General features: G+C 55.4%; 29 protein-coding genes and 1 tRNA gene. 18 read left to right on the top strand and 12 right to left on the bottom strand.

Annotation, left to right across the window (positions count from 1 at the left end; translation table 11 throughout):
* Positions 1–76: 76 nt before the first annotated feature.
* Positions 77–331, top strand: a complete 255-nt coding sequence (locus C4J84_RS07045) for a succinate dehydrogenase assembly factor 2 (protein ID WP_003189444.1) — start codon at positions 77–79, stop codon at positions 329–331.
* Complete coding sequence (locus C4J84_RS07050) at positions 315–761, top strand: protein YgfX (RefSeq protein WP_124435095.1); 447 nt, start codon at positions 315–317, stop codon at positions 759–761. Before C4J84_RS07045 ends, C4J84_RS07050 begins: the two co-directional genes overlap by 17 nt.
* Here C4J84_RS07050 and nadB read toward each other — a convergent pair.
* Positions 730–2346 carry an L-aspartate oxidase gene (gene nadB / locus C4J84_RS07055; RefSeq protein ID WP_124369955.1) on the bottom strand — a complete coding sequence of 539 codons (1617 nt, stop codon included), beginning with the start codon at positions 2344–2346 and terminating at the stop codon, positions 730–732. The genes C4J84_RS07050 and nadB overlap by 32 nt on opposite strands.
* 463 nt (positions 2347–2809) lie before the next feature.
* Here nadB and rpoE point away from each other — a divergent pair, with 463 nt between their 5' ends.
* The 4 genes from rpoE to C4J84_RS07075 all read left to right on the top strand — a co-directional run bounded on the left by rpoE (position 2810) and on the right by C4J84_RS07075 (position 6662).
* Entirely contained in the window at positions 2810–3391 is a 582-nt protein-coding gene (gene rpoE, locus C4J84_RS07060; RefSeq protein WP_003172477.1) for an RNA polymerase sigma factor RpoE, read from the top strand.
* Between the two features lie 32 nt (positions 3392–3423).
* Positions 3424–4011, top strand: coding sequence for a sigma-E factor negative regulatory protein (locus C4J84_RS07065; protein WP_057723059.1), 588 nt, complete (start codon positions 3424–3426; stop codon positions 4009–4011).
* 16 nt (positions 4012–4027) lie between these two features.
* Entirely contained in the window at positions 4028–4987 is a 960-nt protein-coding gene (locus C4J84_RS07070) for a MucB/RseB C-terminal domain-containing protein (protein WP_124435096.1), read from the top strand.
* A 235-nt stretch (positions 4988–5222) separates the two neighbouring features.
* Positions 5223–6662, top strand: a complete 1440-nt coding sequence (locus C4J84_RS07075) for a DegQ family serine endoprotease (protein ID WP_124361734.1) — start codon at positions 5223–5225, stop codon at positions 6660–6662.
* Between the two features lie 67 nt (positions 6663–6729).
* Here the strand turns inward: C4J84_RS07075 and C4J84_RS07080 are convergent, their stop codons facing one another.
* Positions 6730–8163 carry a M48 family metalloprotease gene (locus tag C4J84_RS07080; RefSeq protein ID WP_124435097.1) on the bottom strand — a complete coding sequence of 478 codons (1434 nt, stop codon included), beginning with the start codon at positions 8161–8163 and terminating at the stop codon, positions 6730–6732.
* A 95-nt stretch (positions 8164–8258) separates the two neighbouring features.
* Here C4J84_RS07080 and C4J84_RS07085 point away from each other — a divergent pair, with 95 nt between their 5' ends.
* Positions 8259–8498 carry a sulfurtransferase TusA family protein gene (locus C4J84_RS07085; RefSeq protein ID WP_124361736.1) on the top strand — a complete coding sequence of 80 codons (240 nt, stop codon included), beginning with the start codon at positions 8259–8261 and terminating at the stop codon, positions 8496–8498.
* 19 nt (positions 8499–8517) lie between these two features.
* Here C4J84_RS07085 and C4J84_RS07090 read toward each other — a convergent pair whose 3' ends face one another.
* Positions 8518–8991 (bottom strand): peroxiredoxin, encoded by a 474-nt coding sequence (locus C4J84_RS07090; RefSeq protein WP_124369959.1) that lies wholly within the window; start codon positions 8989–8991, stop codon positions 8518–8520.
* Positions 8992–9001: 10 nt separating this feature from the next.
* Positions 9002–9562 carry a glycine cleavage system protein R gene (locus C4J84_RS07095; protein WP_003189463.1) on the bottom strand — a complete coding sequence of 187 codons (561 nt, stop codon included), beginning with the start codon at positions 9560–9562 and terminating at the stop codon, positions 9002–9004.
* Between the two features lie 262 nt (positions 9563–9824).
* Here C4J84_RS07095 and dapA point away from each other — a divergent pair, with 262 nt between their 5' ends.
* The 5 genes from dapA to C4J84_RS07120 all read left to right on the top strand — a co-directional run bounded on the left by dapA (position 9825) and on the right by C4J84_RS07120 (position 13513).
* Positions 9825–10703 carry a 4-hydroxy-tetrahydrodipicolinate synthase gene (dapA, locus tag C4J84_RS07100; RefSeq protein WP_124366220.1) on the top strand — a complete coding sequence of 293 codons (879 nt, stop codon included), beginning with the start codon at positions 9825–9827 and terminating at the stop codon, positions 10701–10703.
* A gap of 17 nt (positions 10704–10720) precedes the next feature.
* The gene (bamC, locus tag C4J84_RS07105; RefSeq protein WP_124369960.1) at positions 10721–11836 is read left to right on the top strand and encodes an outer membrane protein assembly factor BamC; all 1116 of its coding nucleotides are present in this window, start codon (positions 10721–10723) and stop codon (positions 11834–11836) included.
* 4 nt (positions 11837–11840) lie between these two features.
* On the top strand, positions 11841–12599 hold the full coding sequence (locus C4J84_RS07110; RefSeq protein WP_124369961.1) for an MBL fold metallo-hydrolase: 759 nt from the start codon (positions 11841–11843) through the stop codon (positions 12597–12599).
* A gap of 27 nt (positions 12600–12626) precedes the next feature.
* Positions 12627–13340 carry a phosphoribosylaminoimidazolesuccinocarboxamide synthase gene (gene purC / locus C4J84_RS07115; protein WP_048726015.1) on the top strand — a complete coding sequence of 238 codons (714 nt, stop codon included), beginning with the start codon at positions 12627–12629 and terminating at the stop codon, positions 13338–13340.
* Positions 13341–13423: 83 nt separating this feature from the next.
* A tRNA-Ser gene (locus C4J84_RS07120) sits at positions 13424–13513 on the top strand.
* A gap of 143 nt (positions 13514–13656) precedes the next feature.
* Here C4J84_RS07120 and C4J84_RS07125 read toward each other — a convergent pair.
* On the bottom strand, positions 13657–14367 hold the full coding sequence (locus C4J84_RS07125) for a hypothetical protein (RefSeq protein ID WP_124435098.1): 711 nt from the start codon (positions 14365–14367) through the stop codon (positions 13657–13659).
* A gap of 622 nt (positions 14368–14989) precedes the next feature.
* On the opposite strand from C4J84_RS07125, the gene C4J84_RS07130 reads away from it, so the two are divergent.
* The 3 genes from C4J84_RS07130 to C4J84_RS07140 all read left to right on the top strand — a co-directional run bounded on the left by C4J84_RS07130 (position 14990) and on the right by C4J84_RS07140 (position 18203).
* Entirely contained in the window at positions 14990–15955 is a 966-nt protein-coding gene (locus tag C4J84_RS07130) for a hypothetical protein (protein ID WP_124435099.1), read from the top strand.
* A 1189-nt stretch (positions 15956–17144) separates the two neighbouring features.
* Positions 17145–17408: a hypothetical protein gene (locus C4J84_RS07135; protein ID WP_124435100.1), complete on the top strand. Its 264-nt coding sequence runs from the start codon at positions 17145–17147 to the stop codon at positions 17406–17408.
* 12 nt (positions 17409–17420) lie between these two features.
* Entirely contained in the window at positions 17421–18203 is a 783-nt protein-coding gene (locus C4J84_RS07140) for a hypothetical protein (protein ID WP_124435101.1), read from the top strand.
* 314 nt (positions 18204–18517) lie between these two features.
* Here the strand turns inward: C4J84_RS07140 and C4J84_RS07145 are convergent, their stop codons facing one another.
* The 5 genes from C4J84_RS07145 to C4J84_RS07170 all read right to left on the bottom strand — a co-directional run bounded on the left by C4J84_RS07145 (position 18518) and on the right by C4J84_RS07170 (position 21447).
* Positions 18518–19138: a recombinase family protein gene (locus C4J84_RS07145; protein WP_124435102.1), complete on the bottom strand. Its 621-nt coding sequence runs from the start codon at positions 19136–19138 to the stop codon at positions 18518–18520.
* A 46-nt stretch (positions 19139–19184) separates the two neighbouring features.
* Positions 19185–19397, bottom strand: coding sequence for a hypothetical protein (locus C4J84_RS07150; RefSeq protein ID WP_124435103.1), 213 nt, complete (start codon positions 19395–19397; stop codon positions 19185–19187).
* Positions 19398–19887: 490 nt separating this feature from the next.
* Complete coding sequence (locus tag C4J84_RS07160; RefSeq protein WP_124435104.1) at positions 19888–20685, bottom strand: hypothetical protein; 798 nt, start codon at positions 20683–20685, stop codon at positions 19888–19890.
* Between the two features lie 90 nt (positions 20686–20775).
* Complete coding sequence (locus C4J84_RS07165) at positions 20776–21072, bottom strand: hypothetical protein (RefSeq protein WP_124435105.1); 297 nt, start codon at positions 21070–21072, stop codon at positions 20776–20778.
* Positions 21073–21189: 117 nt separating this feature from the next.
* Entirely contained in the window at positions 21190–21447 is a 258-nt protein-coding gene (locus C4J84_RS07170; protein WP_124435106.1) for a helix-turn-helix transcriptional regulator, read from the bottom strand.
* A 104-nt stretch (positions 21448–21551) separates the two neighbouring features.
* Between C4J84_RS07170 and C4J84_RS07175 the strand changes: the two genes are divergently transcribed.
* Both C4J84_RS07175 and C4J84_RS07180 read left to right on the top strand, forming a co-directional pair.
* Positions 21552–21872, top strand: a complete 321-nt coding sequence (locus C4J84_RS07175; RefSeq protein ID WP_124435107.1) for a hypothetical protein — start codon at positions 21552–21554, stop codon at positions 21870–21872.
* 65 nt (positions 21873–21937) lie between these two features.
* Positions 21938–22120 carry a hypothetical protein gene (locus C4J84_RS07180; protein WP_124435108.1) on the top strand — a complete coding sequence of 61 codons (183 nt, stop codon included), beginning with the start codon at positions 21938–21940 and terminating at the stop codon, positions 22118–22120.
* A gap of 78 nt (positions 22121–22198) precedes the next feature.
* Here the strand turns inward: C4J84_RS07180 and C4J84_RS07185 are convergent, their stop codons facing one another.
* Both C4J84_RS07185 and C4J84_RS07190 read right to left on the bottom strand, forming a co-directional pair.
* Entirely contained in the window at positions 22199–22930 is a 732-nt protein-coding gene (locus tag C4J84_RS07185) for a hypothetical protein (protein ID WP_124435109.1), read from the bottom strand.
* 164 nt (positions 22931–23094) lie between these two features.
* Positions 23095–23721: a hypothetical protein gene (locus C4J84_RS07190; protein ID WP_124435110.1), complete on the bottom strand. Its 627-nt coding sequence runs from the start codon at positions 23719–23721 to the stop codon at positions 23095–23097.
* Positions 23722–24439: 718 nt separating this feature from the next.
* Between C4J84_RS07190 and C4J84_RS07195 the strand changes: the two genes are divergently transcribed.
* Positions 24440–25162, top strand: coding sequence for a hypothetical protein (locus tag C4J84_RS07195; protein WP_124435111.1), 723 nt, complete (start codon positions 24440–24442; stop codon positions 25160–25162).
* The last annotated feature ends 14 nt before the right edge of the window (positions 25163–25176 follow it).

The following is a 25176-nucleotide window of genomic DNA, read 5'->3' on the forward strand; positions in this document are numbered from 1 at the left end:
CCATGGGGCGCGACCAAAGCCGGCTGTCCCGGTGCCGTCGGGCCTGTATACTTGCGCTCTATTTGAGGAGCGTTCCATGGTCGAAGATGTAGAAATCAATCGCCTCTACTGGCACAGCCGTCGCGGCATGCTGGAACTGGACGTGTTGCTGGTGCCTTTCACCAAAGAAGTCTACGCGACGCTCAACCAGGTTGATCGCGACCTTTACGTACGGCTGCTGGAATGCGAAGACCAGGATATGTTCGGCTGGTTCATGGAGCGCGCCGAATCGGAAGATCCGGAGCTGCAACGCATGGTTCGGATGATCCTGGACCGTGTCCAGCCCAAGTAACCGTTTTGAATGCCGCTGGCAGGCCTCACGGCTGTTGCTGGCGGCGTATCTGTTTGCGCAGCTGTTCGCACTGGGTGCCTGCCTGGTAGTCGATCTGCCGCTTGCATCCCTTGGCATGCTGGCGTGCCTGGTCCACGCCGCCTGGGTGTTGCCGCGGCATGTGTTGCTGACCCACCGCTCGTCGATTCGGGGCCTGCGCCGCGATGAGGATGGCTGGCAATTGTTCAGCGCCGAGCGCGGCTGGCACAGCGTGCAACTGCGGCCTGACAGCCTGGCGCTGCCGCTGGTCGTGGTGCTGCGCTATCGTGTGCATGGTGAACGATGGGTGCGCTCGACGTGCGTGCCTCACGACGCGCAGACCGCCGATATGCACCGGCGCCTGCGCGTACGCTTGAAGTTCAGTCGCCGTAGGTGGCTGGCACCAGAATAGTGTCGCGGGCCTCAGGCAGCATCTGCGGGTAGTCGAGGGTGTAATGCAGCCCTCGGCTTTCTTTGCGCGCCATGGCCGAGCGGATCATCAACTCGGCGACTTGGGCCAGGTTGCGTAATTCGATCAGGTCGCGGCTGACTTTATAGTTGCTGTAGAACTCGTCGATCTCATCCAGCAGCAAACGCACCCGGTGCTGTGCCCGTTGCAGGCGCTTGTTGGTGCGCACGATCCCCACGTAGTCCCACATGAAGCGCCGCAGCTCGTCCCAGTTGTGCGCGATGATCACGTCTTCGTCCGAATCCGTCACCTGGCTGGCATCCCAGCGCGGCAGGGCGGCCGGCACCGCGATGCGCGGCAGTTGTTCGAGGATGTCCGCCGCCGCCGAGCGCGCATATACAAAGCATTCGAGCAGCGAGTTGCTGGCCATGCGGTTGGCGCCGTGCAGGCCGGTGAAACTGGTTTCGCCAATGGCGTACAGGCCGGGCACGTCGGTGCGGCCATGCTGGTCGACCATCACGCCGCCGCAGGTGTAATGCGCGGCAGGTACGACCGGGATCGGGCCTTTGGTGATGTCGATGTTGAAGGTCAGGCAGCGTTCATAGACGGTGGGGAAGTGCGTCTTGATGAAGGCTTCGGGTTTGTGGCTGATGTCCAGGTAGACGCAGTCGATGCCCAGGCGCTTCATCTCATGGTCGATGGCGCGGGCGACGATGTCGCGCGGTGCCAGCTCGGCACGTGGGTCGAAGCGTTGCATGAAGCGTTCGCCATTGGGCAGCTTCAAGTGTGCACCTTCCCCGCGCAACGCCTCGGTGATCAGGAAACTCTTGGCCTGGGGGTGGTACAGGCAAGTGGGGTGGAACTGGTTGAATTCCAGGTTCGCCACCCGGCAGCCCGAGCGCCAGGCCATAGCGATGCCGTCGCCGCAGGCCCCGTCGGGGTTGCTGGTATAGAGGTAGACCTTGGCCGCGCCACCTGAGGCAAGGATGGTGAAGCGCGCGCCGTAGGTGTCGACTTCGCCGCTGGTGCGGTTGAGCACATAGGCGCCGAGGCAGCGCTCGCCGGGAAGGCCCAGGCGTTTTTCGGTGATCAGGTCGACGGCGACGCACTGCTCCAGCAATTCGATGTTGGGGCGTTGGCGCGCCTGGTCGAGCAAGGTCCTGAAAATGGCGGCGCCGGTGGCGTCGGCGGCATGGATGATGCGGCGGTGGCTGTGGCCGCCCTCACGGGTCAGATGGAACTCGAAGCCGCCGTCATCGCTGCCCGCGTGTTCATCGCGGGTAAAAGGCACACCCTGGTCGATCAGCCATTGGATCGCCTCGCGACTATGCTCGACGGTGAAGCGCACCGCGTCTTCATTGCACAGGCCGCCGCCGGCATTGAGGGTGTCTTCGACATGAGACTGTACGGTGTCGGTGTCGTCCAGTACGGCAGCGACGCCGCCCTGTGCCCAGAATGTCGAACCGTTGGCCAGGTCGCCTTTGCTCAGTACGGCTATACGCAGATGGCTGGGGAGGGTCAGTGCCAGGCTCAGGCCGGCGGCGCCGCTGCCGATCACAAGGACATCGTGTTGAAACTGTTGGCTCATTGAATGGATTCCGCAAAAAGCGATCCGAAGAGGAGGCGCAAGCAGGACGCCTGGATCGGCGAATCAAAGGGGCACACGGACCACTAGTATATAGAGGGGTGGAGCGGCACAATAGCCAGGCATTCGTGGCATTGTGAGATTACGGTGCACAGCACCCGGTTAAACAGCCAGTCAGCGAGCGGGAACTTTTTGCATAAGCCCCGACTCAATAGCAGGTTGCCCGAAAGCTGGGAAAAACGTTGTGTTTATTGGCCCGTCGGGAGCATTGGACGCGTCAGAAAACCGACGAAAAGATTATTCGCGCAGCCGGCGTTGCCTGAGCTGCGTTTTTCGTGTGTGCCAAATCAGTGCGTGCCGGAAACTTGCTTGAAGGGGGAGAACTTTTGCGAAAAGCCCGAGTCTATGTTTACAAGCCTGATCGTTTAGTTATGCAAGCCTCCTTCGAGTACAACGAGGAGTGTTCATGCTAACCCAGGAAGAGGATCAGCAGCTGGTCGAGCGCGTACAACGCGGCGACAAGCGCGCATTTGATCTGCTAGTGCTGAAATATCAGCACAAAATTCTCGGGTTGATCGTGCGGTTTGTGCACGACACCCATGAAGCGCAGGACGTTGCACAGGAAGCCTTTATCAAGGCGTACCGTGCACTGGGCAATTTCCGCGGTGATAGTGCGTTTTATACGTGGCTATATCGCATCGCCATTAATACGGCGAAGAACTATCTGGTGTCTCGCGGCCGCCGCCCACCAGACAGTGATGTCAGTTCAGAAGATGCTGAATTCTATGATGGTGATCACGGCCTCAAAGATCTCGAGTCGCCGGAGCGTGCGTTGCTGCGCGACGAAATCGAGGGAACCGTTCATCGAACAATTCAGCAACTGCCAGAAGATTTACGTACGGCGTTAACTTTACGTGAATTCGATGGTCTGAGTTACGAAGACATTGCGAGCGTCATGCAATGTCCGGTGGGGACTGTAAGGTCACGGATTTTCCGGGCCCGGGAAGCCATCGACAAAGCCTTGCAACCGTTGTTGCAGGAAAACTAAAGACAGCGGCGACAGCCAAGAGAGGAACCGCCATGAGTCGTGATGCCCTGCAGGAATCGCTGTCCGCAGTGATGGATAACGAAGCGGATGAACTGGAACTTCGTCGAGTGCTCAACGCATTTGATGATGCCCAAACCCGTGACACCTGGTCTCGTTACCAAGTCGCTCGGGCGGTGATGCACAAGGATCTTCTAATCCCTCGTCTGGATATTGCTGCGGCCGTTTCTGCCGCGTTGGCCGATGAAGCCGTTCCGGCTAAAGCTGCTCGTGGTCCATGGCGTAGCCTGGGTCGTCTGGCAGTCGCTGCCTCGGTGACCGTCGCCGTACTGGCCGGTGTTCGTCTGTACAACCAGGACGAAATAGCCGGTGCCGAGCTGGCCCAGCAGACTCAGCAACCGGTCATGGCCGGTCCGCAAGTCAAAGGCCCGGCTGTACTGGCTGGCTACAAGGAAAGCTCTGATACCGCCGGCCCTATGGCTAACGGTGTGCTTCAGGGGCAATCCGGCTGGCAGGACCAGCGTCTCCCAGGCTACCTGCGTCAACATGCACAGGAAGCGGCTGGCAAGAACGCTGAAAGTGCTCTGCCATACGCTCGCGCAGCAAGCCTGGAAAACCGCTGAACCGCTAAGGAGCCCTATGCGCGCCATACCGCTCCTTACGCTTTTGTTCAGTAGTTGGTTTGCACTACCCGCCCATGCCGATGAAGCCCAAGATTGGCTGACTCGACTTGGGCGTGCAGAGCAGCAGCAAAGCTTTCAAGGTACGTTCATCTATGAGCGTAACGGCAGTTTTTCTACCTACGATATCTGGCACCTTGTTCAGAACGGTCAGGTTCGGGAGCGGCTATTGCAGCTCGATGGCTCTGCCCAGGAAATCGTGCGGGTAGAAGGTCACACTCAGTGCGTCAGCGGCACCCTTGTCGTCGGCCTGGGCAATTCCCGTGACAGTGCGTCACGTTCGCTGAACCCGCAAAAACTCAATCAATTCTACGATCTGGCCGTTATCGGCAAATCTCGCGTGGCCGGTCGTAATGCAATTATTGTTTCGATCACCCCGCGCGACCCTTACCGCTATGGTTTCGAGTTGCACCTGGATCGTGAAACCGCGTTACCCCTCAAGTCGTTGCTCCTCAGCGAGCAGGGGCGACTGCTGGAGCGCTTTCAGTTTGTTCGATTGAATACGTCCGCCGCTCCCATTGATCGAGACTTGCAGCCCAGCAGAGACTGCACGCCTGTTGCGATTGGCCGCAGCGAGACATCACAAACGCCCGCCTCCAATGCATGGCACCTGGACTGGTTGCCGCCGGGCTTTGAGCTGAGCAGCACTACATCGCGCAAAGACCCCCAGACAAAAACCACCCTCGACAGCTTGATGTACGACGATGGGCTTGCACGTTTCTCGGTATTTCTTGAACCCGCCGACGGCGCAAGTGTGTCGGAAACCCGCACTCAGCTTGGGCCTACGGTTGCGGTGTCGCGGCATGTGAATACGGTGGACGGGCAGATGATGGTGACGGTTGTCGGGGAAATCCCAATCGGCACCGCCGAGCGCATCGCGTTGTCGGTTCGCGGTGAAAAGGCCGCAGCCAATCCGTGAGTCGTTAATCCAGTGTTCATCCTGATCTTTCACCCTGCTGCCATGCTAGGGTGCCTGTCGAGAGCATGAAATGTCTGGATCAGCATTTTCACTTGCAAAAAATCCTTATGTTTTTTATAGGTCAGGGCTTCTCGGCCCTTGCCTTGTTTTGTTCGCGGAACAAAAAATGCCGGGCGCGGTTTCCGGCTTTTTTTGAACCCTGTCGCTCAACCCTGCTCGTCGTAACGGGAGCTGTATGTCGATACCACGTTTGAAGTCTTACCTATCCATAGTCGCCACGGTGCTGGTGCTGGGTCAGGCCGTGCCCGCGCAAGCGGTCGAGCTGCCTGATTTCACCCAACTGGTGGAGCAGGCCTCGCCTGCGGTGGTGAACATCAGTACCACGCAGAAATTGCCGGATCGCAAAGTTTCGAACCAGCAGATGCCCGACCTGGAAGGCTTGCCGCCGATGCTGCGCGAGTTTTTCGAGCGAGGCATGCCGCAACCACGCACCCCGCGCGGTGGTGGCGGTGGCCAGCGCGAAGCGCAGTCCCTGGGCTCCGGTTTCATCATTTCGCCCGACGGCTATATCCTCACCAACAACCACGTGATTGCCGATGCTGACGAGATCCTCGTGCGCCTGGCCGATCGCAGTGAGTTGAAAGCCAAGCTGGTCGGCACCGACCCGCGTTCCGACGTGGCCTTGCTGAAAATCGAAGGCAAAGACCTGCCGGTGCTCAAACTCGGCAAATCCCAGGACCTGAAAGCGGGCCAGTGGGTGGTGGCGATCGGGTCGCCGTTCGGCTTTGACCACACCGTCACCCAGGGCATTGTCAGCGCCATCGGCCGCAGCCTGCCCAATGAAAACTATGTGCCGTTCATCCAGACCGACGTGCCGATCAACCCAGGCAACTCCGGCGGGCCGCTGTTCAACCTGGCCGGCGAAGTCGTAGGCATCAACTCGCAGATCTACACCCGTTCCGGTGGTTTCATGGGCGTGTCCTTCGCGATTCCAATCGACGTGGCCATGGACGTTTCCAACCAGTTGAAGGCCGGTGGCAAAGTGAGCCGCGGTTGGCTGGGCGTGGTGATCCAGGAAGTGAACAAGGACCTCGCTGAGTCTTTCGGTCTCGATAAGCCGGCGGGTGCACTGGTCGCGCAGATCCAGGACGACGGCCCGGCTGCCAAAGGCGGCCTGCGGGTTGGCGACGTGATCCTGAGCATGAACGGCCAGCCGATCATCATGTCGGCTGACTTGCCGCATCTGGTCGGCGCACTCAAGGCGGGCAGCAAAGCCAAGCTGGAAGTGATTCGTGACGGCAAGCGCCAGAATGTCGAGCTCACCGTGGGGGCAATCCCGGAAGAGGGCGCGACCCTGGATGCCCTGGGTAACGCCAAGCCAGGCGCCGAGCGCAGCAGCAACCGCTTGGGCATTGCCGTGGTTGAGCTGACTGCCGAGCAGAAGAAAACCTTCGATCTCAAGAGCGGTGTCGTGATCAAGGAAGTGCTGGACGGCCCAGCCGCCTTGATCGGCCTGCAACCGGGCGATGTGATCACCCACCTGAACAACCAGGCGATCGATACCACCAAGGAATTCGCCGACATCGCCAAGGCGTTGCCGAAGAATCGTTCGGTGTCGATGCGCGTGCTGCGTCAGGGGCGTGCCAGCTTCATCACCTTCAAGCTGGCCGAGTAACCTTCCAGCCCAATAAAAAGCCCCGCCATCGGTGAATGATGGCGGGGCTTTTTTGTGGGCGATGGGTTTAGCTCATCATCCCTTTCACCAGGCGTTCCTGTTCGATCAACTCGCGCTGGCGTGCATCGATGCGCGAGGACAGTGGAAAATTATTGCCTGCGCGGCGCTTGGCAAAGTCCAGTTGCTGGATGGCTTGCTGGAAGTCGCCCACCAGGGCGAAATATTCGGCGCGTGCCTGGTGCAGGCCGATGATATTGCCCGACAAGCCACGGGTCTCGGCGACCTGATACCACACGTCCGGATCATCCGGGCGGGACTTGAGCAAGCCATCCAGGGCTTTCTCTGCATCAGCGGTGCGATTCTGCTTGAGTAGCAGATCTACGCGTACCTGGTTCAGCGGGTAGTTGCTGGGGTACTGGGCAAGCATGCGGTCAGTGCGTTGTTGTGCGTCTGGCATGCGATTGCTGGTGATGTCCAGCTCGATCTGCGCCAGGTTGTAGGTGATGTCGTTGGGCGCTTTGGTCAGCAGCGGTGCCAGGCTCTCCCGTGCTTCCTTGAGCTGGGTGCCCTTGATCTGGGCGATGGCCAGGCCATAACGCGCCACATCGTTCTTCGGGTTCTCGTCCAACTGGGCCTGGAAGCGCTTGGCGGCGAGGCCTGGCGTGTCTTCGTACTTCAATTGCACCCGAGCGCGGATTAACTGATAGCGCAGGCTGTCTTCCTTTCCGCCGGGTTTGGCCTGCTCGGCGCGGTTGCGGGTGTCGGCGATCCGCGATTCCGTCACCGGGTGCGTCAACAGGAATTCCGGCGGCTTCGCGTCGAAGCGGTACTGGCGCATCAGGCGCTCGAACATGGTAGGCATGGAGCGCGGGTCGTAGCCGGCTTTCTCCAGGTTGAGGATGCCAATACGGTCGGCCTCCTGTTCATTCTGCCGAGAGAATCGACGCTGCTCCTGGATCGCGGCGGCCTGGGAGCCGGCAATCGCGGCGATGCCTGCATCGCCAGCGCCGGCTGCGGCAGCAATGATGCCGCCGAGCAGGGCAGCCATCATCGGGATCTGCATGCGCGACTGCGCTTCCACGCCTCGAGCAAAGTGGCGCTGGGACAAATGCGCCAATTCGTGAGCCAGCACTGATGCGTACTCACCTTCGGTCTGGGCATTGAGGAACAAGCCGCCATTGACCCCGACGATCCCGCCGGGTGCGGCGAAGGCGTTGAGTTGTGGGCTGTTGATCAGGATGAATTCCAGGCGCCGGTCATTGACCTGGCTGGTCTCCACCAGCTTGTACACGCTGGTTTCGACGTAGTCCTTGAGCTGCGGGTCGTTGAGTTGCGAGACCTGGCCGCGCAGGTAGGCCAGCCAGGCGCGGCCCAGTTGATATTCCTGTTGCGGCGAGACAATGGCAGAACTGGCGTCGCCAAGTGAGGGCAGCTCGTCAGCGAAGGCCGGGGAGGCCAGCAGGCAGGCCAGCGTCAGCAGGGTAGGGCGCAGGAAAGTCATGCACAAAGCCTTTCGACAAAGAGCTTACTGTAGCCGGACACTGAGCTTCGGACCAGATATTCTAAGCAGCTCAAATGTTTGCCTGGAGTAACACCATGACCGACGCTGTAGCCTTTGACGCCGAGCTCGACGCCAGCGGCCTCAACTGTCCGCTGCCCTTGCTCAAGGCCAAGCTGGAGCTCAATCGACTGGCCAGCGGGGCTGTACTCAAAGTAACCGCCACGGACGCAGGCTCCCAGCGCGACTTCCGCACCTTTGCCAAGCTGGCAGGCCATACGCTGGTCCAGGAAGAAGAAGCGGCAGGTGTGTACCGTTATTGGTTGCGCAAAGCCTGATGGCTTTATGGGCTGAAGATCAGCCCTTGTTCAGCGCCTGCGCCGCCGCCAAGACCGCGTCCACATGCCCTGGCACTTTCACGCCGCGCCATTCCTGGCGGAGCACACCTTCGCTGTCGATCAGAAAGGTGCTGCGATCCACGCCCAGGTATTCCTTGCCGTAGAGCTTCTTCAGCTTGATCACATCAAACAGCTGGCACACCGCTTCGTCCTTGTCACTGATCAGCTCGAACGGAAACGCCTGCTTACTCTTGAAGTTCTCATGGGACTTCACGCTGTCGCGCGACACGCCAAACACTTCGGTATTGGCGGCCTGGAACGCGGCGTATTGGTCGCGGAAACCCTGGCCCTGGGTGGTGCAGCCCGGGGTGCTGTCTTTCGGGTAGAAATAGAGCACCACTTGCTTGCCCTTGAGGGCCGCAAGGCTGAAGGTCTGGCCGCTGGTGGCCTGGGCTTCGAAATCGGCGACGGGTGTGTCGATGGCTACCGGCATGGGCAAGTCCTTACATGGGGTTCTGTGGGCGCCAAGGCTCGATCAGGGCGTCAAGGTTCAGGGCGTCGGCGAAATCCAGGAACTGGTCGCGTAGCCAACTGATCTGCACGCCGGCCGGCAAGGTCACGGTGAAGGTGGCGTTGAGCATGGTGCCGCCGGTTTGTGGCGCCTGGTAGGTGTCGCAGGTCAGGTTCTCCAACTCGACGTTGTGGTCGATAAAGAACTGGCACAGCTCGTTGACGATGTCCGAGCGGTAGGCCGAGCTGACGTACGCCACGTAAGGCAGGGCCTGCGGGCGATTTTCCAGGGCTGCGCTGCGCACCACGTTAACGGTGAAGTCGTGCTTCTTGGCCAGTCCCGGCAGGCCGGTTTCCAGGCGCGCCAAGGCGTCCCAACTGCCGGAAATCTGCAGCACCAGCGCACTGCACTCGCCATGGCGGGTCAGGCGCGAGGTCACGACGGCGCAGCGGTTTTCATGGCTGGCGCGGCACAGGACGTTGGTCAGCTCCATGGGGTTGGCGCCGAGGGCACTGATAACAAGGAATTGTTCGCGAACTGTGGGGGTGGACATGCAGCCTTCCTAAAGCGATGAGCGGTCGATACCGTTAGAGCTGTATCGATCAAAGGATGAAGGGTAGCGAAAACCATCGCCAAGGGCTAGGAGGTGGCGTTTTCATTACGTGAACGGCGTGCTTCACGCGGTGCTTTGGCCCAATGATGGCATTGCCCGTCGTTTAGTTACGCCAGAACGCATCGTCGCACGGTACTTCGCTTGTACAAGCATCTTGGCGCCAGTACCATTACGGCTCTCTTTTTCCGGCAGGAGCGGTTGCATGATTGCGGGCAGTATGGTGGCACTGGTCACACCCATGGATGCACAAGGTCATCTCGACTGGGACAGCCTGGGCAAACTGGTGGACTTCCACCTGCAAGAAGGCACCAACGCCATCGTAGCGGTCGGCACCACAGGTGAATCGGCCACCCTCGATGTGGAAGAACACATCCAGGTGATCGAGTTCGTGGTCAAGCGCGTTGCGGGCCGCATCGCCGTGATCGCCGGTACCGGCGCCAACTCGACGCGTGAAGCAATCGAGCTGACCAAAAACGCCAAGAAGGCCGGCGCCGATGCGTGCCTGCTGGTGACTCCGTATTACAACAAGCCGACTCAGGAAGGCCTGTACCAGCACTTTCGCACCATTGCCGAAGCTGTCGACATCCCGCAGATCCTCTACAACGTACCCGGCCGCACTGCGTGCGATATGAAAGCCGAGACGGTGATCCGCCTGTCCACCGTGGCGAACATCATCGGAATCAAGGAAGCCACCGGCGACCTGCAGCGCGCCAAAGACATCCTGGCCGGCGTGAGCAGCGATTTCCTGGTGTATTCCGGTGACGACGCCACCGCCGTCGAGCTGATCCTGCTGGGCGGCAAGGGCAACATTTCCGTGACCGCCAACGTCGCCCCGCGCGCCATGAGCGAAATGTGCGCCGCCGCCATTGCCGGTGACGCCACGACCGCACGTGCGATCCACGAGAAGCTGATGCCGCTCAACAAGACACTGTTTATCGAATCCAACCCTATTCCCGTGAAGTGGGCGCTGTTTGAGATGGGCCTGATGCCGGACGGTATCCGTCTGCCGCTCACCCGGCTCAGCGAAGCCTGTCACGAACCGCTGCGACAGGCCCTGCGCCAGTCCGGCGTCCTGGTTTAATTGAGGAAGCACTACGCATGAAGCGATTGGCCGGACTTTCCGCACTTGCCTTGATTATCTCCAGCACCAGTGGCTGCGGTTGGGTATGGGGCCCGGAAGGCTACTTCCGTGACCGTGGCAGCGATTACCTGGAAGCGCAAGCAACCAAACCGATGCAACTGCCGCCTGACGTGAGCGTCGCCAAGCGCCTCGACCCGCTGCTGCCGATTCCGCGCAATGTCGCCGACGACACCGTCAAGGGCGAATACGTGGTGCCACGCCCGCAACCGATCACGGCGGTGGCCGATGCCAGCGACTACAGCCTGCAGAAGAGCGGCGACAACCGCTGGATCGTGGCTCAGCGCCCACCCGCCGAAGTCTGGCCGGTGGCCGTGCAGTTCTTCCAGGACAACGGTTTTCGTCTCGACCAACAGCGTCCGCAGACCGGTGAGTTCACCACCGCCTGGCAGCGCGGCAGCGAGCTCTCCGCCAACATGGCCCAGCGTCTGCAGGCCAGTGGTGTAGCCGCCGATAACGAAGCCCGTGTGCGAGTGCGCATCGAGCCTGGCGTGCAACGCAATACCAGTGAAGTCTATGTGGTCAGCGCCGAGCGTCCTGCCGGCAGCACCGCCAACGTCGATTTCACCAACCGCTCGGTCAATACCGGTGTCGATGCCGCGCTGGTCGACGAAATGCTGGCCAGCATGAGCCGTATCTCCGAGAAGGGCGGCTCGGTTTCCCTACTCGCCGCACGCGATTACGACACCCCGAGCCGCGTCAGCCTTACCGAAGATGGCAGCGGCAACGTGGTGCTGAACCTGGGTGAAGACCTGGATCGTGCCTGGGCCAGCGTCGGTCGCGCGTTGGAGCAGGGTCCTTGGCGCGTTGAAGACATCAACCGCAGCCTGGGCCTGTACTACATCAACGTGGCTGAAAAGGCCGAGAAAAAGGACGACGAGCCAGGTTTCCTCGGCAAGTTGTTTGGCAGCCAGCCGACCAAGGAAGAAGTCGAGACCCGCGCCGAGCGCTACCAGGTTCGTTTGAGCAAGGTTGGCGAGAGCGTGCAAGTCACGGTCGAGAAGAACATCAACACCGTCGCGCCAGCTGAAACAGCGCGCAAAGTGTTGGGCGTGATTCAGGACAACCTGGGCTGATCCGATGCGTTTTGCTGTTCTCGGTAGCGGTAGCCAAGGGAACGGCACGCTGGTCGCCCACGACGACACGTACGTACTGGTGGATTGTGGTTTCTCGTTAAGAGAAACCGAGCGGCGCCTGCTGCGCCTGGGGGTTCACCCCGCGCAGCTGAGCGCGATTCTAGTGACCCACGAACATGCCGATCACGTGCATGGCGTGGGTTTGCTGTCTCGGCGCTACAATCTTCCGGTGTACCTGAGTCGCGGCACGTTGCGCGGGATGCGCAAACCCGTTGAACCCGCAGGTTTCCTGGCGGGAGGCGAGCAACTGCAGATCGGTGCCCTGAGCATCAGTGTTGTCGCGGTCGCTCACGATGCCCAGGAACCCACGCAATATGTATTCAGTGACGGCGAGCGGCGCTTCGGTGTGCTCACCGACCTGGGTTCCTACTGCGCCAAGGTGCTGGACGGTTACCGCGACCTCGATGCCTTGATGATCGAGTCCAATCACTGCCGAGACCTGCTGGCTCGCGGTCATTACCCCTACTTTCTCAAGCAGCGGGTGGGCGGCGAACTGGGACATTTGAACAACCATCAGGCGGCGTACCTGGTGTATGAGTTGGGCTGGCAAGACCTGCAACACCTGGTCCTGGCCCACCTGAGCAGCAAGAACAACCTGCCGACGCTTGCCCGGCAATGTTTTGTCGACACCCTCGGGTGCGACCCGGACTGGCTGCAACTGGCCGATCAAGATTCAGGGCTCGACTGGCGACATATCGCCTAGCCCACCTCACTCAAAGCGGAGCCCATCATGGAAAAACGTGAAGAACTCTACCGCGGCAAAGCCAAGTCGGTATACAAGACCGACGACGCCAACCGCCTGATCCTGCTGTTTCGCAACGACACCTCGGCGTTCGACGGTAAGCGCATCGAGCAGCTTGATCGCAAGGGTATGGTGAACAACAAGTTCAACGCTTTCATCATGCAGAAACTCGAAGAGGCCGGCATTCCGACCCAATTCGACAAACTGCTGGGCGACAACGAGTGCCTGGTCAAGAAGCTCGACATGATTCCGGTCGAATGCGTCGTGCGTAACTACGCTGCCGGCAGCCTGGTCAAACGCCTGGGCGTGGAAGAGGGCCTCAAGCTCAATCCCTACACCTTCGAACTGTTCCTGAAGGACGACGCCAAGGGCGACCCGTTCATCAACGAATCCCACGTCGTGGCCTTCGGCTGGGGCACTGCTGAACAATTGGCGCGCATGAAAGAGTTGTCCCTCAAGGTCAACGACGTGCTGAGCAAACTGTTCGACGACGCCGGCCTCTTGCTGGTGGACTTCAAACTCGAATTCGGTGTGTTCCACGACGGCTCCATCGTCCTCGGTGACGAATTCAGCCCTGACGGCTGCCGCCTGTGGGACAAGGACACCAAGAAGAAGATGGACAAAGACCGCTTCCGCCAGGGCCTCGGTGACGTTATCGAAGCCTACGAAGAAGTCGCCAAGCGTCTCGGCGTACCGCTTTAATCGACGCAAGCGTCTGATAGCACGGAAAAAAATCTCAACAGAGCTTTGCTTCCACGAAACAGGCTGTTATGATGCGCGCCGTTGGAGAGATGCCAGAGTGGCCGAATGGGACGGATTCGAAATCCGTTGTACCTTCACCGGTACCTAGGGTTCGAATCCCTATCTCTCCGCCATACATAGAAAACCCCTGTAATTCAATGAGTTACGGGGGTTTTTACTTTTGGGTTGTACTACTCGGTTGTACTACTCAAATCTCCATAGCTGCACGCAAAATCCTTCCCTGCACCGTCGATCCCAATTGGCTAGCAATGCGGTTTCAAGCCCCTCCGGTTAGCTCGCCTACCAATGCCGCGTGGCAATTGGAAAACAGCTCTGCAACCTGCTTCAACGTACCGATGATTCCTTTGGCCTGTGTGTCGTCGTGTGAGAAGGTTTCGACCACGTTGTCATGCTGATCAAGCATCAGTAGCGTCTTGGTCGGCTTTTGGTGCTGTCCCATTCTTGAAAGCAGGGCATCGTAATCGTCCTCCCGGATGACGGACTTCTGTTTGTCTTTTTCCTTGTCCTTTGTAACTGGGTAGCGGAAGAACGTACTTGATGAGTCCGTTGCCTCGATTTCACTGATCCATTGCCCTAGCTCGGGGGGTAAGCTCCAATCTGTGTTTGTGTGGGTAGCTAGGTACTCGGCGTGGTCTTCAAAAAGCGAGCAGAAGTGTTGATAAAGCGGTTGAAGGCCGTGGACGTTATGCATGGGCTTCCACTTCTCCCCGACAGGGATTTGAGGTTCGCCGCTTGCTGGTATGGCACCGTAGGGGATGTTGAGTTTCCTGTGAAAAATGATGATCGCTGACTTCAGGAAAAGCTCTATAGCGTGCCGGTAGAGAAAGCTCACTGGCAGATGAGCATTCAAGGTTGGGGTGCTCTCTCTGGAGTCTTCAAGAGCCTCAGCAGCGTCCCTGAACGAGTCTGCGACTGCACCAAACCCTGAGTCAAAATGCCTATCTAGCGGTAGCATCATGTAAAGCATTACTGGCCTCCTATGGTGATGGCGTATAAGCGAAAGGTCTATCACCCAGTTCTTTGCTGCCCTGAAGGCTCCACGGCACATGATGAGGCGGTCTTGGGGAGCTATTTGGTAAACAGAGCTGTGTTCCTGAGAGTGTGGCAGGATCGGTGCGAGACGCACGATGTGTATTCGAAGGGGGCGAGCCCTGCCCAGAAGCTGGCGGCAATCTCTGTAAAGGGCGGCTGATCAAGCAAGGTCGCTGTTAGACCTCTGTATAAGGTGGGTCATTCTTTTCAAAGCCTGATCGTTCTGCAAAGATGGCGTTCTGCTTAGCGGTACTTCGCCGAGACATCCGAAAAGCCAAGACGGCCTAACGCCTTTTCATAAATTCAGGAGCTAACCTTGGACGAAGAGCATCAGGAACTACTTCCTAAAGCTCGAAGTGATTCCGCCTAAGTTGCTGGCTAAAATCCTAATTGAAAAGCTTCAGCCAAAAGGCTTTTCGGGCTGGATTCTAAAAAACGAAATCAGACCAATAAGCATCTACTGTTACCTATATGCCAAGTATGGTCCACCTAATGGCTTCATGAATTTTTTGAGGAATGATTCCTCTGACAACTTGGTACATTGGGAATGGACTTTGATGAATGATGATGGCATGGTCATGTTTCAAGGTCATAACTACCGGACCGAGGTTCAGTTTTTAGGAAACTTTAACCGGCCAGAGATTACCAAGGCTAATCTTGTATCGCAAATCAAGGCAGACCTTGGTGCTTATGGCAAACAGATGACGGCCATTCGCACGCAGCTTGAAAAGTGGACTGAGTTTGTTAATCCTTACCACAGCATAGAATCAACGATTGAGACTCAGTTCAACAAGCTGAGAGAGCTTAACTTATCACCAGCAGTAGATAGAGTGCATACCCCAACTTCCACAGATGAGTTGAAAACTTATCAAGAAAGATTCTCAAAGATGGCTGAAAGATACACCTTCGGCACCGGACTTGCGTTCGGCTTGAGATGCATGCTTCCTGTACAGGCAGAAACCTTCATCAATCTCTTAATCTTCGCACTAGCCAAAAGCGAGATAAGGGAAGACGATATCAAGTACAGAGATTTTGTCTCAGACACGATATCAAATAGACTGCAACTTCTGCACGTTAACTGCATGGGATTTGAGCGGCCCGTTGATCATTCGCATGTCTCTTGTAGGAGCTTCTATCAGCTCATGAATGACAGAAACGATTTGCTGCACGGAAACTTTAACGTAAATAAGCTAAAAATCGGTGACGTGTACTTTAATGGCAACGTGCCAGTGAAGTATGAGTATGGCGATCTATGGCAGGACACTCTTGGTGTTAGAATCGAAAGTGTCAAGCTTGACCATATAGAGGCTAACTACTCTATCGTTCGGGAGTTTATCTCCTATTTATTGTCACTGCTCTCGCAGAAGGTTAAAGATCAGATTGAACTCATCATGAGCGTTCGTGATCTTGGGTATAGCGAAAAGATGAGTAGAATGGGGGTGCTTTTCTCTTCAAGAACTATAGAGGGTTTTATGTTCTTTGAAAGTGAATTCATGACCTCAGAGTCTCCATCGGGCGAATGACCTTTTACGGCATAAAACCCCGCCGCCGCCCGGAGAGACTTTGCATTGTTGGAGCTGCTTAAAATTTAGCTGGCAAAAATAATGTGATTGAGCATGGCATCTGGAAACCGGGGTTATCACCTGAGCTACTCAACGCGAACACGGCCACCCTGTTTTAAAAGCTGAGTGATTCTAAAATAAGTGACGGACACCCTACGCACGGCTTAGCTTCTGTGGCCGTCTGTGACGCTGTTGGTGAAGTGTGACCAGTTTGTATTGGGCGAAGTGTGGTGCTGTGGCGGCACATGATCCCAACTGAGCCTGCCATAGCTGCCACAAATCAAGCAGTGACCTTGGGCAATCTCAGTGTGCATGCGTCGCTCAGTCAGCCTCTTAGTAAAATCTCCCATAACCACCTCTTCATGTGCAAATGACAAACCTAGTGGATAGATCAGATTTTACCAAGGCTTTCCAAGTGAAGATAATACGCCCTACCTCTTGGAGTTAGGTTGAAGAAACTCCTGGTGAGACGATCATTATCAACCAATCCACGGTTATATAACTGCTCTAGAGCATGCTCCGTAGCTATTCTAGGCATACCAGATGAAAGGAAAGTCTCCCAAGTCACTGCATGCCCTAAGTTTGCACCTCTCGCCACTACGTTGAAGAGGGTTAGTTCTGCTGATGATAAGCAACTTGAGTCACGATCATCGCTATTAGCATTCTTGAAGTGGTTCCAAAAGGCGAAGCAGAGCACCGAAACCACAAGAAACAAGACGATGCAAAGCAGGATCAGTAGCCACCGGGAGATTCCAACCTCAGTGGTGAGCCATCTGCCGAAGGTAGCTAGAGCCTCCAGTACCTGACCTGTGAGCGTGCCTGCATTTCCCGAGAGCCAGTCAGGCAGCTTGCCGTTCTCGATAAGGTAATTGCCGAGAGTGCCCGCAGCACCGAGAAGACCCAGCCATACCCACGTTCGCACCCGCCCCAAACTCCCTCTCACATCCATCAGCTATCCCCGAACATGGCAAACGGCCATTGTACCATGCGACTGGAGGCGTCAGGCCGCGAGGCTCTTCTTGATGTTTCTAATAACTTCTTATGTGCGAATGGCCTTTCGAGCAGAAAGTGCTCCGAGCAGATGAATATAATTGCAGTAACTAAAGCGCTTAGATAGACTCGATCTAAATCCAACTGCCAGTGGTTATACATGAAAACTTACAGCTACAGACCCTACTACCAAGGTCCAACCCCAACCAATCCAATGCGGGATGAGCTCTCTGTTGATGAACAAGAGCAGAAGTTTGAGGCGTTCTATGCAGACGTTGTAACTCACTTTGAAGATGTAGGCTGCACAGTTAAAAGGAATAGCGTTGGCTTGATTGATATTACAACAGATATGCTCGAGAAGGATTGCCATGAAATTATGAAAGGGCTGCTAATTAGCCTAGACTTGCGTGCTGACAAACTCTAGGGGAATTGATAGATGAGGCGTGTAGCAGTGGAGGCTAGCACCAAAAAGCACAACCCAATCAAGAGCTGGGCACCTATCGCTATCATTGCATTGATCGCCTGTACAACGGCTGTAGCTGCCCCTTGGCTCTGGCAATTCTCTGCATCCGGTTTGAGCACAAGCCCTGGTGATTGGGGCGTGTTTGGTGACTACTTCGGGGGCGTGCTATCAACTTTAATCTCTGCCCTTGGGTTCATCGGCATCATAGCCACCATAAAAACTCAATCAGACACCATTTCTACACAGCTCTCTGGTATCGCCCAGGAAAAAGAAATTCGAGACGATGAGGTGTATAGCAAACAATCTCTCGAATGCTTGAATGAAGCCCTAGAAAAGCTCAAAAGTCCTATCGATGGCAAACTGTATAGAAGTCGCCTTGCGTGGCTGGAGTCTGCACGCCTGATTATCATTGCACAGAATCTGGCTGAGAGAATCAAGAGCGACAGCATGCAGCATACCTATAAGGCAGCTGAGAAGGTGATTCGCTCCAGATTCAGCACACTGCTCAACCCTGACAAAAGCCCAGAGACTATGCAGCCCAGCTACTTCTATCATATGGAATGGGATAGTTGGATTACAGGTCAAAGGCAAGAGCCAATACACGAAACCTCAGCTTATGTAATCTATAAATTTGCCAGCTGGCAGAGTGATAGACTTGATGAGCTAGACGCTGTGGGGAAGATTGATTTCCACCATGTCAGTGAAAGGTACTTTGGTGCCCGTCAGTTCCTTGAACATGGCAAGGTTGAAAAGTAGTCTAAAACCCCTGGCCCGCGCCGTGGGAAACGGCCTCATCTTTATTAAGTTTAATTTTTCAGGCTGGAATATAAGCCGGGGCGTTTCCCCTGAAATTCTGTGTGAAAGCTAGTGCTATCAAGCAACGAACAGCGACCTCAGTAAGATCGGTCCAAGCGGAACCATAAATAACATTCAAGTTGTTAAAGAGCGGTGTCTCAACGTCCCAGGCAATGGGAGGGCTTGCAACGTGGTTGTGGGAGCATCATCTTTCCTCGTGGATTGTCCGCACTGCGTTGATGAAATGTGTTTGTCACTTGCTTACCGCTGACGCTCTAGGTTTTTGCCTGACCAAGAACGTATGTCCCTGTGGGCTTGCTTACCACCATCGCTCTGTTCCAGTGACGCTTCACGGTGGCAATGCCAATACCAAGCTTCTCCGCTACCTCAGACTGGCTGCAACACTGCTCCTTGAGTTCGAGAACATCACGAGTGGTTGATAGAGCTTCCGGCCTACCAAGCTTCTTACCTTCCTTCTTGGCACGCTCCAGACCTGCTTGTGTGCGCTCGATCAAAAGGTCACGTTCGAACTCAGCCACAGCCCCAAGCACCTGCATGGTCATCTTTCCTGCTGCTGATGTCAGGTCTACCCCGCCCAATGCCAGACAGTGAACACGGATGCCACTAGCTGTCAGATGTTCAACCGTTTGACGTACATCCATGGCGTTGCGGCCTAGGCGGTCCAGCTTGGTGACTATCAACACATCTCCGCTCTCCATACGATCCAGCAACTTCTGAAAGCCGGGGCGTTCCGTAGCAGCGATGCTGCCCGAGATGGTTTCCTCAACTACCCTGCCTGCCTGTACGTCGAAGCCTGCGTTCTTCACTTCCTGCACTTGGTTCTCTGTGAACTGGCTGGAGGTGCTGACGCGGCAGTAGAGAAATGTGCGGGACATGGTGGGCGGCTCCTTGCTGGTATCGTTTAAGGTCGTTTGTTGACACCTATGATTGACGCACCTGGTTGATGGCAACCGTGAGGTCCTTGGCGTTCAAGTCCGGCACGTCCAAAGCTGCCAATGCGTTTTCAGCAGCGACGGTGCCTCCTTGACTGGAAATCCAACCGGCGAGTTCTTCGAGCGCGGCGGCTATTCCATGCTGACTCAGGAGCAGAGTTAACGCGTCAGCCATTGCTACGGCCTGATTCTGGGAGGTCATTGGTAGTCATCCTTGGGTGATGTGGGGGAGCCTCGCGACTCCCTCACAGAAACGCTACTTCTTCTTGGGGCCACTAGGTGGCTTCTTCGGCTTGTCTGTTTCCTTTACCGACTCTCGCGGATTTTTCTTGGCTTCTTTCTCAGTGATGTACTCACCAGTCACTGCGTCACGATATCTCGTAGGCATGCTCGCTCCTTAATAGCCTATCGCCACGTCGGCGACACCATCAAAGTAGCCGAAGGAGGTCTTTCCGCAAGGAGCTGGGGGGTAGAAATGCTTTCTGGCTAAAACTGGCGATTCCGGTGCAAAACTGCCGTTTGGTGCAGAAACCTCAAGTTGAAGCGTTCTCACCGAATCGAGCTTGGTCTACTTTCAGCCCAAGGTCCCGAAACACTGGTTTATAGGCCATTCCTATCTAAACTCCAATCCTGATAGGTTAAGTTGGCGGCGGGGTTAGAGTGGAGATTTACTCTAGTTGTTTTGGCGGAGGTTATTTCTTTGGTTTGGTGGGAGCCGTAGCCGTGATGCAATGGCATATTGCCGTGCCAAGCTTCACGCCACCCTGTAGCTGCAATGTGGACAACCCCTTCTGCTTCACCGCCTCGATTAAGCCACCAGCGTTCCTGTCATTCATCTTGATCATTCCATTGATGAAGGTTTCAGCAGCAGCATCGGACGCGTAAACCAATGTCATGTTGTCGGGTAACAGATGATTGCCGTAGTAGGGCTTCGTTCTGGCGTTGATTGCTACATGGTCTCCCAGCTCGCTATCAACGATTACACCTACACGCTGCGTTCGGAGAAACGGAGTATTGATGTGTACTGTTGCCACCAGGTGCCAGCCTAGTAGTTCGGCGTTTCCTTCGTCGCCAGAATCAAGGATCAAGTAGGCGGCAAGGTGTTCGTAGGGTGTGGTTTCTGTGACTGATGCTAGTGGGACATTAATGGAACAGATGCAACATGCACTCAACTTATAGCCATCGACGCGGGTCAACTCAGTGTTTGTATCAACTGCAATAAGGTAATCAAACTGCTTACGCAGACTATCAATAAAGCTTTCACCCAGAGCAGCAAATCCATCAGTGGGCGAAGAGATGAGCACTTTGTCTGTTGTCGTACGGGCGTAGGATATCTGGCTGCGTAACGATGTTGGGTCAAGCTCCAGGACGCTAGGAATACCGGTGGTGGGGTCAATGGCGAATGTCAGCTCTGACACGTTCCCAGCAGTGTGACCAACTATGAAGTGGTCTCGTGGAACTGTAGGGCCATCGCCTTTCTTCTTGGACATCCGTATCACCTCAGCGTGAGAGTGGTGCTGACTTCGCCACTAGGTGGTCGCACCGAAAAGAGAGACACACGATCTGTGGAAACTGGCCCACTAGAACGAAGTGACCCGGCCACCGGTGAGGGCTGCATTTCCGACTTGCAGCACGTAAGCGCAATGCTTCAAATCGTATTTCGAGCTTATGGATTTCAGGATCATTTCGATGGCAGCCTTGATTTCAACCTCCGACAGATTACCTACATGGACGCATTCGTAGGTGGAGGCGATAAAAACAGAACGCTGCCAACCGTGCCGCAAGAGCTCTGCATCTACTTCCTGCACTCGGTCATTGGAGGTCTCGTTGCCAAAGTCTACTGATAAGCTCACGTACTGCTTCTTTTCGTCTGCCATCTAATACCTCCACTTTTCACGGAAAAAGGAACGCTAACCGCATCCCAGAGGAACATCAATCGTGTGGTGGGATGTTAATCCCAAGGTAGAGGCTGTTCTGACGCCGAAACAAACTAGCTACCCACTCCCATCCTCTTGCAGCTCCCCTTCAAATTCCGCAATCAAGCCTGTGAGACCTATCCCCAGGACTTTGCACAAGTCGCGAAGCTGCACAATGTCCAAGCGACGCGTTCCGCTTTCAACGTCACTCATGAATGACTGAGGACGCCCCAGAGCCTTTGAACACTGTACTTGAGTCAGGCCAGCCGCCTTCCTGTGTTTCTTCAGTAAGCTCAGCAGGACTGCGTTTTCGGGTTTGTAGATCGTCTTGGGCATGGCTGGGCAACTGCGAGATGAGCAGTCTCCAACCTATATCTGGTTCTCAGATATCTGAATTTGGGATATTATTCCCTCTACCTGCCGTACCCAAGGAACGCTTGATGAACACCATTAATCGCTTGCTGTGCCTGCTACCCCTATTCGCGTCTGCTGCCGCTATGGCTGACACCTATCCAAAGCGAACGCTCATTGCTGGTTCGATGGTTTGCTTCAAAGCCGGGGACTGGACAAAGCTGGTGGAGGCATCGCTTGATCAGGACGAAGATGAGGCTGAACGCTTGATCGGCTCGGGGAAGTGCCGAACGATATCTACTGCCACCAAGGTGAATTTCATCGAAGGCCCCAAGGACGGCGACAAGTCTGCACTGATTCAGCTTCCTAGCGGGAAAACTGCCATGACAGCGAATGGTTGGTTGCGTTGATTTTTGCTCAAGAAAGAAGCTGAGCCAACAACTTCCTCACACCTCCAATCGAACGAGGACACGACATGAGCGATCAGCTCTACTACCTGACCAGTCAGAAGAAATCTACCAATCACATCCTGCATTTATTGATGTGCATTCCGACCTGCGGACTGTGGGTCTTCGTCTGGGGTATCACAATGCGTAGCAATGACTGGCATAACAGGAAGATCGACAAACAGATCAGGCTGATGATGAACAAGCGGTAAAGCTGGAACTCACTAAATTCAATCTGTTGTCCGAGCGAGTGGGAGCGAAAGCTGTGCACGCTATCGCTCCTTGGCTAGCTAGTGCTGATACTGGAACGTAGGGATCATGGCGTCAGCATTGGACCGCAGTCGATCAGCGTACTTAATCAGTGCTCGTACAACGCGGAGATCAGGCGCAATCTCTCGCAGGTAATCACGAAGATGATCGTCAATCACATCAGCTTTCAGTCTCTGCCAGTCACAGTGGGCTTCCGGTGCACCTGGTCTCCATTCTCCGGTCTGGTTTGAACCCTTGTGCATTATCTCAGCTTGGAATCCGCCACCAAACATAGTTACACCCAGATATCCTGATCGAGGTGTTTTTCTCCGCCATCGCACTGCCATATTAATGTTTGAAGGTACGAAGCAGCAGGTATCAGGGCTGTAGACTCTGTTACCCGGTACAAGAATATCTTTGTCCAACTGGTAGTCGACGATGGAGTTCTGATCAAACCAGACCTTGAAGTCAGAATACCTATGCCAGCACGGTGTTACGGTGCAATCAGTGTAGGTTGCACGAGACCTTGTTGAGTTTTCGTTGTAGCAACGATCAAGCATTCCTTCCCAAACGTTGTACGACCAATCGTTTGCATCGAGATCGCCTGTAAAGTCGTCTATGCCCACACCGAACAACAAATCACTTTTCAATTTGTTGGAGACTGGCTTTGGTATCGTAAATGCTATTGGTGCGTAGTCTGGCGTTCGTGATCTCGAACCCTTGCCGCGAGAAGGAAGGGTTTCTGTTGCTTGTGTTTCGTAGGTCATGAACATATAGGCTCCTTGTTGTGTTGGTTGGTGGTGTTCCTCTTGTGAGTGCGGCCGTTCGGCCATCAGTCGAAAGATCTTTCTATATTAATAGGACTTTCACAAGCCCCTTGTATTACGTGGCTTGCAGGCGACTTCTTGCGTAGTTTTTTCTAAAAAATTACGTGAAGCTAGGCTGCGATCCTGAACGTAGTCTTGGCAGAACTAGACTTGTCGGTTGCAAGAGTCAGATACCAGTGCTTCATGTACCGCTCCTGCGCGTAACCATCGCCCCGGAAGATCAATCTAGGATTGGTCGCTAACTTGATCTCGCCCTTGCGAATATCACCTTTCCTTGATGTGCTGATCCGTACCATGTTGGCATCGACCAAGGTGTTCAGCTTCTTCATCAGATTCGATTCTGTCGTGCTCAGCGCTTTCGCCAAATCTGCTTGAGGCATGATGATGACGTTATGGTACTGAACCAGCCCATGCAGGGTAATGAGGGTGTTCATCATCGGCAGCGTGATACGACAATCCACGCCTGTACGGCGCCAAACGCCGTGGGCAATGTCTTGTGCGTCGATCAGTGGGTGCAGCGTATGTGAAGACAGCTTGCGTCGGTCAACGTGCTTCAAGAACGCATTGAGATCGTCAGCACTCCGACACTTGCTCAGTTCAGGCTGGTGGTCAGGGCGTTCGTAGAGCACCGAAGACTTGTCGTCGTAGCCGATGATTTCGCCGGTTGCTGGACTGATCAACAGTCCATCGACGTGAAGGAAGGGTATTGCGGTAAAAGCTGGGCAATCGAGTGCCATTGTTCATTCTCCTGTTCAAGTTCGTTTCGATAGGCGTTACCTCGGGTATTGCCGGTTAGTTGGTAAATCGCAGACAACACTTTACCGATCATCTAGCACTGTATGGGTGCGGGACGTGTTCGGCATGTTTGGTTGAGTTGCGAATCATATCAGAAATTATCGTTTTGTCAACCCGCTAGTTGATGTAGTGTGAACTTGTTGATCTAGAAAATGGCTTTAAAACCATTGGGCAGAGCCGATCTTTTGCCCCTTGAAGTGCGATCTTTACGAAACAAGTTTCAGCGGAAGAGAAAGCGTCCAGCTTAGTCCAGATCACTCATCTACCCCATAAACACTGGGCGGAACAACAGTTAGTGCTAAGAGCATGACGAATTCAATTCAGGTTATGCTCAGGTTTATCGATGGTTTCTGACGAGTTTCCGGTGTCGTTATTAGCCCCAAAGACACGCTCACTACCTCCGCAAACGAACAATTCCCGAAGCATCTACGCGATGGTATCAACGGGCACACCTGAACCGTAGACGTCAAAAGTGACAGTGCCCGCCGAGTTGTAGCCCTTGCTTAGGTGAGGTTTTTGTCTCCGGGGGGGCACGTGGGATATGGGGCGCTTGTGACGCTCAAATTGTTGTGTTCCCCGGATGCGCTGCTCTGGTTGGCTTTCAGACGAACGACTCAGTTAACATCCGCGACATTGGGCAGGTACAGGTAAAGGTGAGACATGCAGACGGACAACGTAAAGCAGGGCTCTGGATTGAAGAAAATTGCAGGGTGGACGGTCGCAACTATCGCAGCTGTGCCTGTGACAAAGATGGTCGAGAGCTACTTCGACGTTTCGTTTTTTACCTCAATGTTCGCGGCGGTGGGAGCATGGCTAAGCCAGACGATACCGATACATCTGTGGTTGTTTTGGGTTGCGGGGATCGGCTCAACACTGGCGATCGTGTTCGGGGTATGGGCGCTCTCGGAAAAGCGTCTCGCGGTGGGCGTTGCAAAGGCCGAAGAGGAAAAGGCATATGCGAAGGCGAGGGAGGCTATCGGGAAGCTAAACGCCGTAGATGCCACGCTGAACGCGACCATGAAGGAGCTGAAAGTCAAACGTAAGAAACTGGAAGATACTGAATCGGAGCGAGCTGAAGCCATCGCGAAAATTGCTGAGCTACAGACTCCCAAGGAACAAGTTCTAACTGAGCATCAACGTATCGTCCTTGCTGCCGTCGCGTATTACGACAACTCCAACGAGGAGTGCGATGTGATAGGCCTCAGCCAAAGGATCAAATTGACTGTGGTCCAGACTGAAGGTGCCGTTGATGTGCTGGTGAAACGTAAGCTCGTTAATGAGTACTACGCCAGCTACGGCGGTAGGGTCGTTTCCTTGTCTCCAGACGGTCGGGCATATGTACTTCACCCGGATTTCGACATGTCCTTGTTGCCTTTGGAATGAGGTCCGTTGACAGG

The sequence above is a fragment of the Pseudomonas sp. R11-23-07 genome (assembly GCF_003852295.1).
GTDB lineage: Bacteria > Pseudomonadota > Gammaproteobacteria > Pseudomonadales > Pseudomonadaceae > Aquipseudomonas.

What these genes read in the sequence shown, in the direction of transcription:
- C4J84_RS07130 (WP_124435099.1), top strand. Translation starts at nt 14,990, where the DNA reads ATGAATGATGATGGCATGGTCATGTTTCAAGGTCATAACTACCGGACC.
- C4J84_RS07175 (WP_124435107.1), top strand. Translation starts at nt 21,552, where the DNA reads ATGAACACCATTAATCGCTTGCTGTGCCTGCTACCCCTATTCGCGTCT.
- nadB (WP_124369955.1), bottom strand. Translation starts at nt 2,346, where the DNA reads ATGAGCCAACAGTTTCAACACGATGTCCTTGTGATCGGCAGCGGCGCC.
- C4J84_RS07185 (WP_124435109.1), bottom strand. Translation starts at nt 22,930, where the DNA reads ATGTTCATGACCTACGAAACACAAGCAACAGAAACCCTTCCTTCTCGC.
- C4J84_RS07170 (WP_124435106.1), bottom strand. Translation starts at nt 21,447, where the DNA reads ATGCCCAAGACGATCTACAAACCCGAAAACGCAGTCCTGCTGAGCTTA.
- C4J84_RS07180 (WP_124435108.1), top strand. Translation starts at nt 21,938, where the DNA reads ATGAGCGATCAGCTCTACTACCTGACCAGTCAGAAGAAATCTACCAAT.
- rpoE (WP_003172477.1), top strand. Translation starts at nt 2,810, where the DNA reads ATGCTAACCCAGGAAGAGGATCAGCAGCTGGTCGAGCGCGTACAACGC.
- C4J84_RS07125 (WP_124435098.1), bottom strand. Translation starts at nt 14,367, where the DNA reads ATGCTTTACATGATGCTACCGCTAGATAGGCATTTTGACTCAGGGTTT.
- C4J84_RS07135 (WP_124435100.1), top strand. Translation starts at nt 17,145, where the DNA reads ATGAAAACTTACAGCTACAGACCCTACTACCAAGGTCCAACCCCAACC.
- C4J84_RS07165 (WP_124435105.1), bottom strand. Translation starts at nt 21,072, where the DNA reads ATGGCAGACGAAAAGAAGCAGTACGTGAGCTTATCAGTAGACTTTGGC.
- C4J84_RS07150 (WP_124435103.1), bottom strand. Translation starts at nt 19,397, where the DNA reads ATGACCTCCCAGAATCAGGCCGTAGCAATGGCTGACGCGTTAACTCTG.
- C4J84_RS07075 (WP_124361734.1), top strand. Translation starts at nt 5,223, where the DNA reads ATGTCGATACCACGTTTGAAGTCTTACCTATCCATAGTCGCCACGGTG.
- C4J84_RS07065 (WP_057723059.1), top strand. Translation starts at nt 3,424, where the DNA reads ATGAGTCGTGATGCCCTGCAGGAATCGCTGTCCGCAGTGATGGATAAC.
- C4J84_RS07190 (WP_124435110.1), bottom strand. Translation starts at nt 23,721, where the DNA reads ATGGCACTCGATTGCCCAGCTTTTACCGCAATACCCTTCCTTCACGTC.
- C4J84_RS07085 (WP_124361736.1), top strand. Translation starts at nt 8,259, where the DNA reads ATGACCGACGCTGTAGCCTTTGACGCCGAGCTCGACGCCAGCGGCCTC.
- C4J84_RS07145 (WP_124435102.1), bottom strand. Translation starts at nt 19,138, where the DNA reads ATGTCCCGCACATTTCTCTACTGCCGCGTCAGCACCTCCAGCCAGTTC.
- C4J84_RS07140 (WP_124435101.1), top strand. Translation starts at nt 17,421, where the DNA reads ATGAGGCGTGTAGCAGTGGAGGCTAGCACCAAAAAGCACAACCCAATC.
- C4J84_RS07045 (WP_003189444.1), top strand. Translation starts at nt 77, where the DNA reads ATGGTCGAAGATGTAGAAATCAATCGCCTCTACTGGCACAGCCGTCGC.
- C4J84_RS07195 (WP_124435111.1), top strand. Translation starts at nt 24,440, where the DNA reads ATGCAGACGGACAACGTAAAGCAGGGCTCTGGATTGAAGAAAATTGCA.
- C4J84_RS07160 (WP_124435104.1), bottom strand. Translation starts at nt 20,685, where the DNA reads ATGTCCAAGAAGAAAGGCGATGGCCCTACAGTTCCACGAGACCACTTC.
- bamC (WP_124369960.1), top strand. Translation starts at nt 10,721, where the DNA reads ATGAAGCGATTGGCCGGACTTTCCGCACTTGCCTTGATTATCTCCAGC.
- C4J84_RS07080 (WP_124435097.1), bottom strand. Translation starts at nt 8,163, where the DNA reads ATGACTTTCCTGCGCCCTACCCTGCTGACGCTGGCCTGCCTGCTGGCC.
- C4J84_RS07090 (WP_124369959.1), bottom strand. Translation starts at nt 8,991, where the DNA reads ATGCCGGTAGCCATCGACACACCCGTCGCCGATTTCGAAGCCCAGGCC.
- C4J84_RS07095 (WP_003189463.1), bottom strand. Translation starts at nt 9,562, where the DNA reads ATGTCCACCCCCACAGTTCGCGAACAATTCCTTGTTATCAGTGCCCTC.
- C4J84_RS07110 (WP_124369961.1), top strand. Translation starts at nt 11,841, where the DNA reads ATGCGTTTTGCTGTTCTCGGTAGCGGTAGCCAAGGGAACGGCACGCTG.
- dapA (WP_124366220.1), top strand. Translation starts at nt 9,825, where the DNA reads ATGATTGCGGGCAGTATGGTGGCACTGGTCACACCCATGGATGCACAA.
- purC (WP_048726015.1), top strand. Translation starts at nt 12,627, where the DNA reads ATGGAAAAACGTGAAGAACTCTACCGCGGCAAAGCCAAGTCGGTATAC.
- C4J84_RS07070 (WP_124435096.1), top strand. Translation starts at nt 4,028, where the DNA reads ATGCGCGCCATACCGCTCCTTACGCTTTTGTTCAGTAGTTGGTTTGCA.